Genomic DNA, 14,095 nt, shown 5'->3' on the forward strand with positions numbered 1-14,095 from the left:
CGGGGTGCGATTACGCGACCAGGCTGTCGATCACTTCTTTTGCATCGGCGGTCGCTTTGGTAGCCACTTCCGGGCCGTAAGCGATACCTTCAGCGAAGACCACGTTCACATCGGTGATACCGATGAAGCCCAGGAACACGTTCAGGTATGGGGTGATCAGGTCAGTTGGGGTATCTTTGTGGATACCGCCACGGCTGCTCAGCACGATAGCGCGTTTGCCGGTCACCAGGCCTTCAGGGCCTTTTTCGGTGTAACGGAAGGTCACGCCAGCACGAGCAATCAGGTCGAAGTAGTTTTTCAGCTGCGTTGGGATGTTGAAGTTGTACATCGGCGCGGCGATAACAATCACGTCGTGAGCTTGCAGTTCAGCAATCAGCTCGTCAGACAGCGCCAGCGCTTCCTGCTGACGTGGCGTCAGCGGCGCATCGCTTGGACGCAGAGCGCCAACCAGTTCGCCATCCAGCACCGGAATTGGGTTTGCCGCCAGGTCACGCACGGTGATTTCATCAGCAGAGTGCTTTTCACGCCACTGTTCAACAAAATAGTCGGACAGCTGACCTGATTGAGAGTAGCCTGCCAGGATGCTGGATTTCAGAACCAATACTTTGCTCATAGGTAATTCCTTATATTTGATTGACGGGCGGTGCCCTGTTGCTTGATGACACTTTATTCACATTCCTGCCACAGGGATAGCGCAATATATCGAATTCTATTGTCAGTTTTTTTGAACAAGGCAAGAAATGCGCGAATGTGGTACGCTACGACCATACTTTATAAGAGCTTTTTCCTGGCAGTAAGCTGCCCAATAACACTATGACTGAACAACAAAAAATCACCTTCGCCATGTTAAGCCAGCGTCTTGAAACGCTGATGCTGCGGGATAAACAGCGATTTTCCCGCCGTTTACATGGCGTTAAAAAGGTTAAAAATCCTGATGCTCAACAAGCCATTATTCAGGAGATGGCGCAAGAAATTGAACAGGCTGCTGGTAAAGTCCTGCTGCGTGAAGCGTCACGCCCGGTGATTGAATACCCGGAAAACCTGCCGGTTAGCCAGAAGAAACAAGACATCCTTAATGCCGTGCGCGACCACCAGGTGGTGATCGTGGCGGGGGAAACCGGTTCGGGTAAAACCACGCAGCTACCGAAAATCTGCATGGAGTTAGGGCGTGGTATTAAAGGTCTTATCGGCCACACCCAGCCGCGTCGTCTGGCGGCACGTACCGTGGCGAATCGTATTGCTGAGGAGCTAAAAACCGAGCCGGGCGGCTGTATCGGTTACAAGGTGCGTTTTAGCGATCACGTCAGCGATAACACCATGGTCAAGCTGATGACCGACGGTATCCTGCTGGCTGAAATTCAGCAAGACCGTCTACTGATGCAGTACGACACCATCATTATTGATGAAGCGCACGAACGTAGCCTGAACATTGACTTCCTGCTGGGCTACCTGCGAGAGCTATTGCCGCGTCGGCCCGATCTGAAAATTATCATCACCTCGGCCACCATCGACCCGGAGCGCTTCTCGCGCCACTTTAATAATGCACCGATTATCGAAGTCTCCGGCCGGACTTACCCGGTTGAAGTCCGTTATCGGCCAATTGTTGAAGAGGCCGACGATGTCGACCGCGATCAACTGCAGGCGATTTTCGACGCTGTCGATGAACTGGGTCGTGAAAGCGCGGGCGATATCCTGATCTTTATGAGTGGCGAGCGCGAAATTCGTGATACCGCCGATGCGCTGAACAAGCGTGACCTGCGGCATACCGAAATTCTGCCGCTGTACGCCAGGCTGTCGAACAGCGAACAGAACCGTGTGTTCCAGTCGCATAGCGGACGCCGTATTGTGCTGGCAACCAACGTAGCTGAAACCTCGCTGACCGTGCCGGGTATTAAGTACGTGATTGACCCGGGTACCGCGCGTATCAGCCGCTACAGCTACCGCACCAAGGTGCAGCGTCTGCCGATTGAACCGGTCTCACAGGCTTCCGCCAACCAGCGTAAAGGCCGTTGTGGTCGTGTGTCGGAAGGGATTTGCATTCGTTTGTATTCCGAAGACGACTTCCTGTCGCGTCCGGAATTTACCGACCCTGAAATTCTGCGCACCAACCTGGCCTCAGTTATCCTGCAAATGACGGCGCTGGGTCTGGGCGATATCGCCGCGTTCCCGTTTGTTGAAGCGCCGGATAAACGCAATATTCAGGACGGTGTGCGCCTGCTCGAAGAACTGAGCGCAATTACCACCGACGAACAGCAAACCGCTTACAAACTGACGCCAATGGGCCGCCAACTCAGCCAATTGCCGGTTGACCCACGTCTGGCGCGAATGGTGCTGGAAGCGCAGAAGCACGGCTGCGTGCGGGAAGCGATGATCATCACCTCGGCGCTCTCCATCCAGGATCCGCGCGAGCGCCCAATGGATAAACAGCAGGCGTCTGATGAAAAACACCGCCGCTTCCACGATAAAGAGTCGGACTTCCTCGCCTTTGTGAATCTGTGGAACTACCTGGGCGAGCAGCAAAAAGCGCTGTCGTCGAACCAGTTCCGTCGCCAGTGTAAGCTCGATTTCCTCAACTATCTGCGGGTGCGGGAGTGGCAGGATGTTTACACTCAATTGCGTCAGGTAGTGAAAGAACTGGGCATTCCGGTGAACAGCGAACCGGCGGAATACCGTGAAATTCACGTTGCGTTGCTGACCGGTCTGCTGTCGCATATCGGCATGAAAGACACGGATAAGCAGGAATTTACCGGCGCCCGTAACGCGCGTTTCTCCATCTTCCCAGGCTCGGGTTTATTTAAGAAACCGCCAAAATGGACGATGGTGGCCGAACTGGTGGAAACCAGCCGCCTGTGGGGACGAATCGCCGCACGTATCGACCCGGAATGGGTGGAGCCGGTGGCGCAGCATCTGATTAAACGTTCCTATAGTGAACCGCACTGGGAGCGTGCGCAGGGCGCGGTAATGGCGACGGAAAAGGTCACCGTTTACGGACTGCCGATTGTGGCGGCGCGTAAGGTCAACTACAGCCAGATTGACCCGGCGTTGTGCCGCGAGCTGTTTATCCGCCACGCGCTGGTGGAGGGCGATTGGCAGACGCGTCATGCTTTCTTCCGCGACAACGCCAAGCTGCGTACAGAAATCGAAGAACTGGAGCATAAATCGCGCCGTCGCGACATTCTGGTCGATGACGAGACGATGTTTGAGTTTTATGACCAGCGCATCAGCCATGATGTGGTTTCCTCACGCCATTTCGACAAGTGGTGGAAACAGGCCAGCCGCGAAACACCTGATTTGCTCAACTTTGAAAAGAGCATGTTGATTAAAGAAGGGGCGGAGCAGGTCAGTAAGCTGGACTACCCGAACTTCTGGCATCAGGGCAATCTCAAGCTGCGACTGACCTATCAGTTCGAGCCGGGTACGGATGCGGACGGCGTGACGGTGCATATTCCGCTGCCACTGCTAAATCAGGTAGAAGATGCCGGGTTTGAATGGCAGATTCCGGGGCTGCGACGTGAACTGATTATTGCACTGATCAAATCGCTGCCGAAGCCGGTGCGTCGTAACTTTGTTCCTGCACCGAACTATGCCGAAGCTTTCCTGGGGCGCGTCACGCCGCTGGAAATGCCGTTGCTTGACTCGCTAGAACGTGAACTTCGCCGTATGACTGGCGTCACCGTAGACCGCGAGGCCTGGCAATGGGATCAGGTGCCCGATCACCTGAAAATCAGCTTCCGTGTGGTTGATGATAAAAACAAGAAATTGCAGGAAGGGCGTGTATTACAGGATCTGAAAGATGCGCTGAAAGGCAAAGTTCAGGAGACGCTGTCGGCGGTGGCCGACGACGGTATCGAACAGAATGGGCTGCATATCTGGAGCTTCGGCGACCTACCGGAACGTTACGAACAAAAGCGCGGAAACTATAAGGTGAAAGCCTGGCCTGCGCTGGTGGATGAACGTGACAGCGTGGCGATTAAACTGTTTGATAACGAACTGGAACAGAAGCAGATGATGTGGCGCGGGCTGCGCCGTTTGTTGTTGCTGAACATCCCATCGCCGATTAAATACCTGCACGAGAAGCTGCCAAATAAAGCCAAGCTGGGTCTGTACTTTAACCCGTACGGCAAAGTGCTGGATCTGATTGACGACTGTATTTCCTGCGGCGTTGACAAGCTGATTGATGAGGCTGGCGGTCCGGTGTGGACAGAAGCGGGCTTTAATGCGCTGCAAGAAAAAGTGCGTGCCGACCTCAACGAAACGGTGGTGGACATTGCCAAACAGGTTGAGCAGATTCTGACGGCGGTATTCAACATTAACAAACGGCTGAAAGGGCGCGTCGATATGACCATGGCGCTGGGGCTGTCGGATATCAAATCGCAGATGAGCGGCCTGGTTTATCGTGGTTTTGTCACCGGTAACGGCTTCCGCCGTTTGGGTGATACGCTGCGTTACTTACAGGCGATTGAGAAGCGCCTTGAGAAAATGGCCGTCGACCCACATCGCGACCGCGCGCAAATGCTGAAGGTGGAGAGCGTGCAACAGGCGTGGCAGCAGTGGCTCAACAAACTGCCGCCTGCCCGCCGTGAAGATGACGACGTGAAGGAGATCCGCTGGATGATTGAAGAGCTGCGCGTTAGCTTCTTTGCTCAGCAATTGGGAACGCCGTATCCGATTTCAGATAAGCGTATCTTGCAGGCGATGGAGCAGATCGTCGCCTAAATGCACGGTGGCGCTTCAGTATGTAGGCCCGATAAGCGCAGCGTCATCGGGCAAGTCCGTGCACATTGCCGGATGGCGGCGTTGCCTTATCCGGCCTACGGGTTAAGTCCAGCCACCGCCCAGCGAGCGGTAAAGGTCTATTTGCGCCAGCAGTAGGTTATTTTTCACCTGCACCACGCTGATTTGCGTTGAGAACAGCGTGCGCTGGGCATCAAGCACATCCAGATAGGATGAGTATCCGTTGCGATAACGGTTCTGGGCGATACGCAGCGTTTCCTGAGCGACGGCCTCTTGCCCTTGCAGTTCGCTTAACTGCTCGCCATAACGGGTGATAGCATCGAGGCTGTCGTTCACTTCTCTGAACGCGCCGCGTACCGTTTTCTCATAACCGTACAGCGCCTGATTACGCTGTGCCATCGAGACATCCACCTGCGCGTTTAGCGCCTGACGGTTCAAAAGCGGGGCGAGAATACTGCCGCCAAAACTCCATAATCGCAGTGGATTATCCAGCAAGTCCGGCAGGGTACGGTCCTGATAACTGCCGGTAGCGGTGAGGTTTATCGACGGCAGTAGCTTCGCCTGTGATGAAGCGAGCGTAGCATCTGCCGCGACTAGCTGGCGCTGCGCCTGCACGATATCAGGCCGACGGTTTAACAGCGTCGAGGGTAGCTGTGAAGGAAGCGATAGCGGGGTCAGTTGACCAAATTCGTTGCGACGCACCGCCCCGGGATTATTACCGATGAGCACGCTTAAGGCATTCTCCTGCTGGTCTATCTGATGGCGCAGCAGCGGTATTTGCGCGCGAGTGGCGCGTAGCTCTGAGTCCGCTTGCATCAATTCCAGCCGTGAGGTGTAGCCCGTTTCAAACTGACGCTTTGCCAGGTTGAAGGCCTCTTCCCGGGATTTTAGCGTCTGCTCGGTAACACGGAGTTGTTCATCCAACGACAGCAGCGTGACATAACCCACCGATACCGAGGTTGCCACGGTAAGATTAGCCGCAGAAGCGGCGGCTTTTTGCGCCTCAAGGCTGGCTTCGGCAGCGTCAGATACGCTGCGATTCGCGCCCCACAAGTCGACGTCATAGCTGGCGGTCAGTCCACCTTTGTACACCGTGCTATGAATCGGCTGGCCGGTCGCTGCCGATTGCGCCCGGGCGCGGGTGCCGGTTAATCCCAGATCCAGCGTAGGGAATAGGCTACCATCTGCCGCGTAAACCCGTGCCTGGTACTCATTTACTCGCTCGCGCGCGATTAATACATCGCTGTTATAACGCAGTGCCTGGTCAACGTACTGATTCAGCGCGCCGTCATGAAAATTGCGCCACCAGACGGCCTCCACTGGGCTGGCGGGCCCGATATCTGTGCGCCAGGCCGCAGGAATTGTCAGGGTGGGTTCAGCACGCGGGATATCTGCCGATTGACAGCCGACCAGCGCGAGCGCTAAGGCCAGGGTGACGGGGCGGATCATTTCTTCGCCTCCGCGCGGGTATCAATCGTCACCTGTACCGACATGCCTGGACGCAGGCGTTGGCTATTTTTCTGCCCGTCATCGACCGCAATTCGCACCGGAATACGCTGGGCGATTTTGACAAAGTTACCGGTGGCGTTATCTGGTGAAATGGCGCTGAACTCCACGCCGGTAGCCGGGGAAATGCTTTGCACCGTGCCTTTGAATTTCTCGCTACTTAACGCATCTACGCTAAAGGTCACCGGTTGACCCACGCGCACCGTGGCAAGCTGAGTTTCTTTGAGGTTGGCGATAACCCAATGATGCGGCGGCACCAGCGGCGCTAAGTGCGTTCCGGCAGTCACGTACGCGCCAAGGCGCACGGCGATTTGCCCGAGTTGACCGTCGGTGGGGGCGATAATCTGGGTATTTTGCAAGTCGATATCGGCCAGTTCCAGGGCGGCCTTCGCACTGGCGACATCCGCTTCAAGCGAATCTCGATTCACGATAGTGGTTTGCAAGTCCTGACGCGACATTTCGAGTGTGGCTTTCGCCTGTTCAATATCGGCTGTGCCCTGTGCGGCGCTGGCGCGAGCGGAGTCACGTTCACGAATTGATAATGAACCGTCGGCGGTCAGTTCCTGCACACGCTTTAAATCCGCCTGTGTTTTCAGGTTCTGGGAGCGGGCGTTTTGCAGCGCGGCGTCGTTACGCGCAATCACCGCCTCGGCGCTTTTGCGCTGCTGGAGGTTGTTTTTCAGCGCCGCTTCTTTCATCAATAGTTGTGCCTGAGCCTGGTGCACGCGTTGCTTATAGATACGGTCGTCAATCTGAAACAGGACCTGGCCTTTCTTGACCTGATTAAAGTCCTGCACGTTGACGCCAGTCACGTATCCGCTGACCTGCGGGCTAATAAACGTCGTTTGCCCGCGCACATAAGCGTTATCGGTAAACTGGCTAAGGCGGGTAAACGGCGGTAACTGCCAGGCATAGAGGATAACCAGTACGCCGACCAGACCGATGGCTGCCGCTGTAAAAATCGATACCACGCGAATGTTGTTGCGGGTATTGGCCTGTTGCTTGGCCGCATCCTGCTGACTCATAACGACTCCAGATCTCTTGTTATTATTTGCTGCCCGTCGCCCGTTTAAGCGCGACGCGAGCGGTAATTCGCAGTCTTATCAATCGCCAGAATACCCACAGCAGCGTGGCGGCGGAGATGGCCGCAGTCAGCAGATAGGTATCATTGTAGGCGAGAATATTGGCCTCCAGCGTCGAGGCGGTTTGCAGTAAAGCGTTGGCCTGCACGTTTAAAAGCGTGCTGTCGCCAATCTGGCTTTGATACTGTTGCGCGTACTGTTGCAACCGCTCGTTAATGAGCGGATTTAAGGTGGTGATTTGATCCGCGAGCTGGCTTGAATGGAACTTCTCCCGCCAGGTCTGGAAAGTGCCGAGGATGGCTGAACCGAGCAGACCACCGATATTCTGGCTCATGCCAAACAGTACAGAGAAGCTGACCAGGTTACGCTGGTCGGCTATCACGCCACCAATACCGGCAATCATGGCCGGAGCAAGGAAAAAGGCACTGCCAAAGCCAAGCAGGAACTGGCTTAACATCAGCTGATCCGGGCGAGTCAGACTGGTGGATTGGCTGTCGAGCAACGAGGCCACCATGATCAGCGTCAACGCGGTAGCGATAGGCCAGTACAAGCGGGCAGGGTTGAGGGTCAGGCAACTGGCGATAATTCCGCAGGTAATCCCCGCGAAAATAGACCATGCCAGGGTGGTCATCTGCTCATTTTGCAGCCCCACGTACTGTAGCCAGCCAATGACACCTGTATTCTGTTCCGCCAGCACAATGCGGATTAGCACCATAATCAGCCCCAGACGCAAAATACTGCCACTGGATAGCCAGCGCGTATTGAGTAGTGGGTTGCTGCGGTTATGTTCAAAAACCATCGCGCTGACAATCAGCACGATGGCAGTGGCCAGCGACCAGCCTATCCATGGCGCTTCAAACCACCAATCCAGGCGACCCAATGACAGTACCGCGCAGATAAGTCCCATGCCGGGAGCGAGCAGGATAAAGGTGATAAAGTCTTTTTTCTCAAACACTTTTTTGCGATCGCTGGGCGGTAATTTTAAGGCAATTACGCAAGCTAGCGACACCAGCGCCAGACCCAATTCAAAGAAATAGAGCCCGCGCCACTCATCAATTTGCAGCAGTTCAGTCGAGAACAGACGAGCAAGAGGAATGGCCAGCGACGAGCCGGTAATGCCGATAGTCAGGGCTTTTAGGCGATGTTTCGCCGGCCACGCCTGGACCTGGTAGTAAATCCCCAGCGAGCTGAGCGCCGCCGCCACCATTCCGTGCGCGGCGCGCACCATTAGCGCAGAACTCAGATCGTTGACGAACAGGTGAAAGAAGGTGACCAGCACGTAAAGCACCAGAAAACCCTCGGTAAACGCGCGTAGACCGAACTGCTGGCGGAACTTCACCAGCAGCAGGTTTATCGACACGTTGGTCATCACGTATACCGCCGGAAGCCAGGCAATCTCAGTGGACCAGGCCGCGAATGAGCCCTGAAGGTTTTGCAGGTTGGCGGTGACGACAGCGTTACCCAGCGCCCCGGTCAAACAGACCAGCAAGCCGACGATGCCATAGGCCACACGGCGCGGGGCGCTATGGATAGGTGTCGATGGCGAACCGAGAATAGCCGGTTTTTCATGTGGCGCCCAATCATGCGGGGCGTAGGGATCGCGACGGGGAGGCGACATTATTTCTTCTCCACTTCGCGTAATAGTTTTGTGAGCACGTCATAAGTCTGCTGTTGTTCTTCCGGGGTGATGGCCGTCAGAATCTCTTCACGCAGCTCATCGGCGACCGTTTTTACCTGATGAAACAGGTCCATTCCTTTGTCCGTGGCGATGAGTAGACGCTTGCGCTTATCACGCTCTGTGAGAATGCGTTCAACTAACCCATGCTCGACCAGTTTGTTAATCAGCGGCACCACGGTGGCACTTTCAACGCCCAGTTCTTGCGCCAGCTCAGATTGCGAGAGCGGATGTTCGTTGCGCGCAATGGCCGCGACGGCTACCCAGGTTGCCTGACTCATACCCAGATCTTTTAGCCGACGATCAACCGCCAGCCGCCAGTGATGGGCGGTGAGGTAGAGGAGGTGGGAGAAATTTAACTGACGGTTATCCATAGCGACGTTTTCATAATCATTAGAGCTCTAACGAGTTTATGCTCGTCGCAAAACATAATTCAAGTGAATATATAAAAATAAGCAGAGTCTGAGATGAATCGTTTAGGTTGCCAGTTCCTCGGATTTACGCGGCAACATCTGTAGGCGCACCGTTCGATCCCTCTCCCTTAGAAAGGGAGAGGGGCATATCGTGCCGGTCAAACCTGGCTGGTTTGCGCGTTAATCACCGCGTTCTGACGTTTACTGCGGCTGGCGAAGAAAATCGCCGTTAGCGAGATGGCGACCGTCGCGCCGAGATACCAGGCGACAGGGACCCAGTCACCGTCGTATTTTGCCAGCAGTCCGGTTGCGATAAGCGGGGCGGTACCGCCAGCTAATGCCGCACCAATCTGATAGCCCAACGTGATCCCGGTATAACGGACATTGGCGCTGAAAATTTCTGAGCACAGTGTCCCCAGCACGGCGGTGATAGGCGACCACAAAATGCCGAAGGTGATGACTGTCGCGAGCATGATGCCCCAGGTGGTGCCGGTATTTAGCAGTAAGAACCACGGGACAATAAACAGCCCCAGCAAAACGACGCTGATGGCATACATCCGCTGGCGACCAATTTTATCGGATAACAGCCCCATTAACGGGATCATCACCGTTGAAACTAATGCGCCGAGCGTCACGGCTTCAAGCACCTGCGATTTTTGATAGGCAAGCGTTGTGGTGGCGTAGCTGACCACGAAGGTGGAGAAAATATAGAACGGCGCGGTTTCGACCACTTTCAGCCCCGCCGCGATAATGACTTCACGCCAGTGATGAGTCAGGGTCTCGCGCAGCGGCGCCTTGGCAACCTGACCCGATTCTTTTACCTTCTTAAATTCAGGCGTTTCATCAATATCTTTACGGATCCACAGACCAACCAGCACCAGGACTGCGCTCATCAAAAATGGAATACGCCAACCCCAGGAGAGGAACTGCTCTTCGCTGAACATCGTCATCAGTGAAACGATAAAGGTGGCCATCAGCATCCCGATGGTCACGCCCGCTTGCGGAATACTGCCGAAGAACCCTTTGCGTTTTTCGGGCGCATACTCGTAGGCTAACAGCAGCGCGCCACCCCATTCACCCCCGATACCGATGCCCTGAATAATGCGCATCAGAATTAACAGGATGGGTGCCCAGATCCCAATCTGATCGTAGGTTGGCAACAGGCCAATCATGACGGTTGCACTTCCCATCAACGACAGCGTAATGACCAATGTTTTTTTACGCCCAATACGGTCGCCAATGTGGGCGAAAATCACGCCGCCAATCGGACGGATAAAGAAGGTCAGCGAGAAGGAGAGGTAGGAGAGAATCAGGCCAATGACCGGGTCGACCATCGGGAAAAAGATCTTGTTGAAGACCAACGCGGCGGCTGTGCCGTACAGAAAATAGTCAAACCATTCAATGGAACTGCCCGTCAGGCTAGCAATCAAAACCCTTTTATTTTTTTTCAGGATTGTGGTGCTGCTTTCTTGTATTGTCATGAAGAATAACTCCCGCCACATTGGGTAAAATTCGGTGTCACCTTTTTAACGATGGGTGCAACCAGAATGGTGAAAAAGGTTGTGTGTTTGTTAAGCAAACTAGATATGCGAATGATTTTTGGCAAGCCTGGCGTGGGAATTTGTGAGTTAAGTTACGTCTCTTTTTTGTTATTTATGACTGCATTTTGTCTTTCAGGTGATGTGTAATGCTATAAATGAAAAAATAATCAGCACATAATTCAGGTGCAACCGCATTGTTTTTAGACGTTTCTGGTTATTTCAAAAATGTTACAAATTGGTTGGTTGTGCAAATGTTCTGCTTGGTTGCCTTTGGAAGGGAGTAAAGAGTAATGGACAAGTCATATTTACCTGAGGAAGTACTGACGGCTGCGAATCAACTGGGTGGCTGGCTGGCGCAGAATGATTTCACCGGACAACCCGACATTCAGGATACTCAACTGATCGTCATGGCGGGAAACGCCGTGATGCCGACCATCGACGCGGCTTGTCGTTTGGCGAGTGAGAATGGCGGCACGTTGCTTATCAGTGGCGGCATCGGCCATTCAACGGATTTTCTCTACCAGGCTATCGCCCAGCATCCGCGTTATTGCTCGCTGAGTATTGAGGGTCAGCCCGAAGCGCGGCTGTTGGCAGAGATAGCCCATCGATTCTGGCACATTCCGCGTGAACGTATTGTGGTGGAAGACCTGTCGACCAACTGCGGCGAGAACGCGTGGTTTACCCGACGGACGCTTGTAGAAAAGGGCATTCCTGTACAGCGGGCGACGGTAGTTCAGGATCCCACCATGCAACGGCGCACGATGGCGACCTTTGCCCGCGTGTGGCAAGAAGAGGCGGATGCGCCTGAATGGCTAAGCTATCCGGGTTATCAACCGGTGCTGGAGAATACGGTGAAGGGCGTTAGCTGGCGGCAACCGGCCCAGGGATTATGGCCCGTTGCGCGTTATCTGGCGCTGATTATCGGTGAACTGCCGCGTCTGCGCGATAATGCTGAAGGATACGGCCCACGCGGGAAAGGATTTATTGCCCACGTTGATATTCCAGATGAAATAGAAGCTGCGTGGTTATTGCTAAGCGCTGATCCCCATCTTCAGCCGTTACTGGCGAGCCGTCATCTGAGTTGATGTATGTTGCAGGTGTCCCCAGCCTCTACATTTTGGTCTCAATCCAGCTCATCAATAACCGTGGCCATTCTGCCACCGGCAAACCCTGTGCATCGCGGATCCCAAAGCCATGGCGCCCCTGTTCAAACAGATGAATTTCCACAGGAACCTGATGGGCGTGCAGAGCATTAAACATCGCCAGACTGTTCTCCACTTTCACTGCCGGATCATCAACGGCATGCAATAAAAATGTCGGCGGGGTGTTGTGGCCTACCCGTTTATCCAGCGAATAATGTTCACGTTGCGCACTTTCTGGCTGCGCGCCAATCAGTTCCATCCGCGAACCGGCATGACCAACCAGGCGTCACTAGAATGCCGATACCGTTAGGCTTTTCAGGTCGATAAACCGTGATTTCAGGGGCGCGAACTCCCGTTACCGCCCGGTCGAATGCGCTGTTGCCGGTATGATCGTTTTCCAGAAACAGTGATACCGGGCTGGGTTGGGCCCCCGGCGCATCACCGCCAGGCCAGATTGAGAAGGTTGTGGATGAGCGAGCGGCACGAGCCATGCGAGAACAAAGTGTGTCCTGATCGTCCATGTTGATGATGTCCTTATGGGTTTCGCTGAAGAGTGAAACACTATACTCGCGCCGACAGACGGAAAATGTGCGGAGATAGCGTTTTGGTTAACGTATTGCTCTGAATGGGAAAATTGCACTGTTCGGTTCCCTCGCCCCTTTGGGGAGAGGGTTAGGGTGAGGGGCTGTCTGGATCCGAGAAGGAAATAACATTTACTTTAATAACAGTGCATTAACCCTCACCCCAGCCCTCTCCCTTAAAAAGGGAGAGGGAGCACATCGTGCCTGATTTTTCATGGGGATACCTCAGGTGATAGCCCCGCCACATGGTTACATTTTGGCGAACTTCTCCAGCACACGAATTAACTGGGTCACAAAACCGTATTCGTTGTCATACCACGAGACGGTTTTTACCAATTGCAGCTCGCCCGCTTCGCTGACCTCCGTCTGTGTGGCATCAAATACGGAACCAAAATGGCTGCCGATAATATCGGATGAGACAATTTCATCCTCGGTATAGCCAAAAGATTCATTATTCTGTGCGGCGTTTTTCATCACCAGATTCACTTCGTCAGCGGTGACTTTTTGACTGAGGATGGACACCAGTTCGGTGACGGAGCCGGTTTTGGTTGGTACTCGTTGCGCATGGCCTTTCAGCTTGCCGCTGAGTGCTGGGATCACCAGCCCAATGGCTTTTGCCGCCCCGGTGGTATGCGGAATAATATTCTCCGCCGCCGCGCGGGATGCGCGTAAATCTTTACCTCGAGGACCATCGACCAGCGACTGTGTACCAGTGTAAGCATGGATGGTGGTCATGGTGCCCAGTTCAATGCCGAAGGCGTCATTGAGCGCTTTCGCCATTGGGGCCAGACAGTTCGTGGTACACGATGCGACTGAGATGATTTTATCGCTGGCATTGAGCGTATCGTCGTTAACGTTAAAGACCAGCGTTTTCATCTCACCGGCAGGGGCGGAAACCAGCACTTTTTTCGCCCCAGCATCCAGGTGCGCCTGTGATTTTTCGGTGGAGGTGTAGAAACCGGTACACTCGACAATAATCTCTGCGCCTTGCGCCGTCCACGGAATATTCTTCGCCTCTTTCTCAGCGTACACGTTAATGGTTTTACCGTTCACAATCAGCGTGGTATCCGTAAAATCCACGCTCCATGGGAACGGCCCATAGTTTGAGTCGTACTTGAGTAAGTACGCCAGAACTTTTGGGGAAGTCAGATCGTTAATCGCCACGACTTCATGACTGCTGGATACTTCCAATAAACGGCGTAGAACCAGGCGGCCGATACGCCCAAACCCGTTAATACCAATCTTACTCATGGTGCTCTCCTGTCAGTGATGGGCGTCACCCCAATGGCACATGCTTAAAAAACGCCTGATAGATAAATGCGGATTATGTATTTCACCTGTCCAGGCTTAGTTCAGTCCTCGGGTAAGGGCAATATCAGGGTAATAAATTAATTTGTATCGATTTGAAAAAGTTAATGAAT

General features: G+C 54.0%; 9 protein-coding genes and 1 pseudogene. 2 read left to right on the forward strand and 8 right to left on the reverse strand.

The features are described from left to right. Nucleotides 1-10: 10 nt before the first annotated feature. Nucleotides 11-613 (reverse strand): FMN-dependent NADH-azoreductase, encoded by a 603-nt coding sequence (gene azoR / locus U0026_RS11230; protein ID WP_062773752.1) that lies wholly within the window; start codon nt 611-613, stop codon nt 11-13. 200 nt (nt 614-813) lie between these two features. On the opposite strand from azoR, the gene hrpA reads away from it, so the two are divergent. Further along, nucleotides 814-4,716, forward strand: coding sequence for an ATP-dependent RNA helicase HrpA (gene hrpA / locus U0026_RS11235; protein WP_062773750.1), 3,903 nt, complete (start codon nt 814-816; stop codon nt 4,714-4,716). A 102-nt stretch (nt 4,717-4,818) separates the two neighbouring features. Here the strand turns inward: hrpA and U0026_RS11240 are convergent, their stop codons facing one another. The 5 genes from U0026_RS11240 to U0026_RS11260 form a co-directional block, all read right to left on the reverse strand. Next, on the reverse strand, nt 4,819-6,183 hold the full coding sequence (locus tag U0026_RS11240; protein WP_062773748.1) for an efflux transporter outer membrane subunit: 1,365 nt from the start codon (nt 6,181-6,183) through the stop codon (nt 4,819-4,821). Further along, complete coding sequence (locus tag U0026_RS11245) at nt 6,180-7,265, reverse strand: HlyD family secretion protein (protein WP_062773746.1); 1,086 nt, start codon at nt 7,263-7,265, stop codon at nt 6,180-6,182. The genes U0026_RS11240 and U0026_RS11245 overlap by 4 nt, the downstream gene beginning before the upstream one ends. Nucleotides 7,266-7,287: 22 nt before the next feature. Further along, on the reverse strand, nt 7,288-8,940 hold the full coding sequence (locus tag U0026_RS11250) for an MFS transporter (protein WP_062773744.1): 1,653 nt from the start codon (nt 8,938-8,940) through the stop codon (nt 7,288-7,290). Beyond that, nucleotides 8,940-9,371 carry a MarR family winged helix-turn-helix transcriptional regulator gene (locus U0026_RS11255; protein ID WP_062773743.1) on the reverse strand — a complete coding sequence of 144 codons (432 nt, stop codon included), beginning with the start codon at nt 9,369-9,371 and terminating at the stop codon, nt 8,940-8,942. The genes U0026_RS11250 and U0026_RS11255 overlap by 1 nt, the downstream gene beginning before the upstream one ends. Nucleotides 9,372-9,568: 197 nt before the next feature. Further along, nucleotides 9,569-10,891: an MFS transporter gene (locus U0026_RS11260; protein ID WP_062773768.1), complete on the reverse strand. Its 1,323-nt coding sequence runs from the start codon at nt 10,889-10,891 to the stop codon at nt 9,569-9,571. Nucleotides 10,892-11,241: 350 nt separating this feature from the next. On the opposite strand from U0026_RS11260, the gene U0026_RS11265 reads away from it, so the two are divergent. Then, nucleotides 11,242-12,036: a YdcF family protein gene (locus tag U0026_RS11265; protein ID WP_062773741.1), complete on the forward strand. Its 795-nt coding sequence runs from the start codon at nt 11,242-11,244 to the stop codon at nt 12,034-12,036. 25 nt (nt 12,037-12,061) lie between these two features. Here U0026_RS11265 and U0026_RS11270 read toward each other — a convergent pair. Both U0026_RS11270 and gap read right to left on the reverse strand, forming a co-directional pair. Continuing rightward, nucleotides 12,062-12,614: pseudogene (locus U0026_RS11270) on the reverse strand (alpha/beta hydrolase). 309 nt (nt 12,615-12,923) lie between these two features. After that, nucleotides 12,924-13,925, reverse strand: a complete 1,002-nt coding sequence (gap, locus tag U0026_RS11275) for a type I glyceraldehyde-3-phosphate dehydrogenase (protein WP_062773737.1) — start codon at nt 13,923-13,925, stop codon at nt 12,924-12,926. Between the last annotated feature and the right edge of the window lie 170 nt (nt 13,926-14,095).

The organism is Kluyvera intermedia (genome assembly GCF_034424175.1).
GTDB classification, from domain to species: domain Bacteria; phylum Pseudomonadota; class Gammaproteobacteria; order Enterobacterales; family Enterobacteriaceae; genus Kluyvera; species Kluyvera intermedia.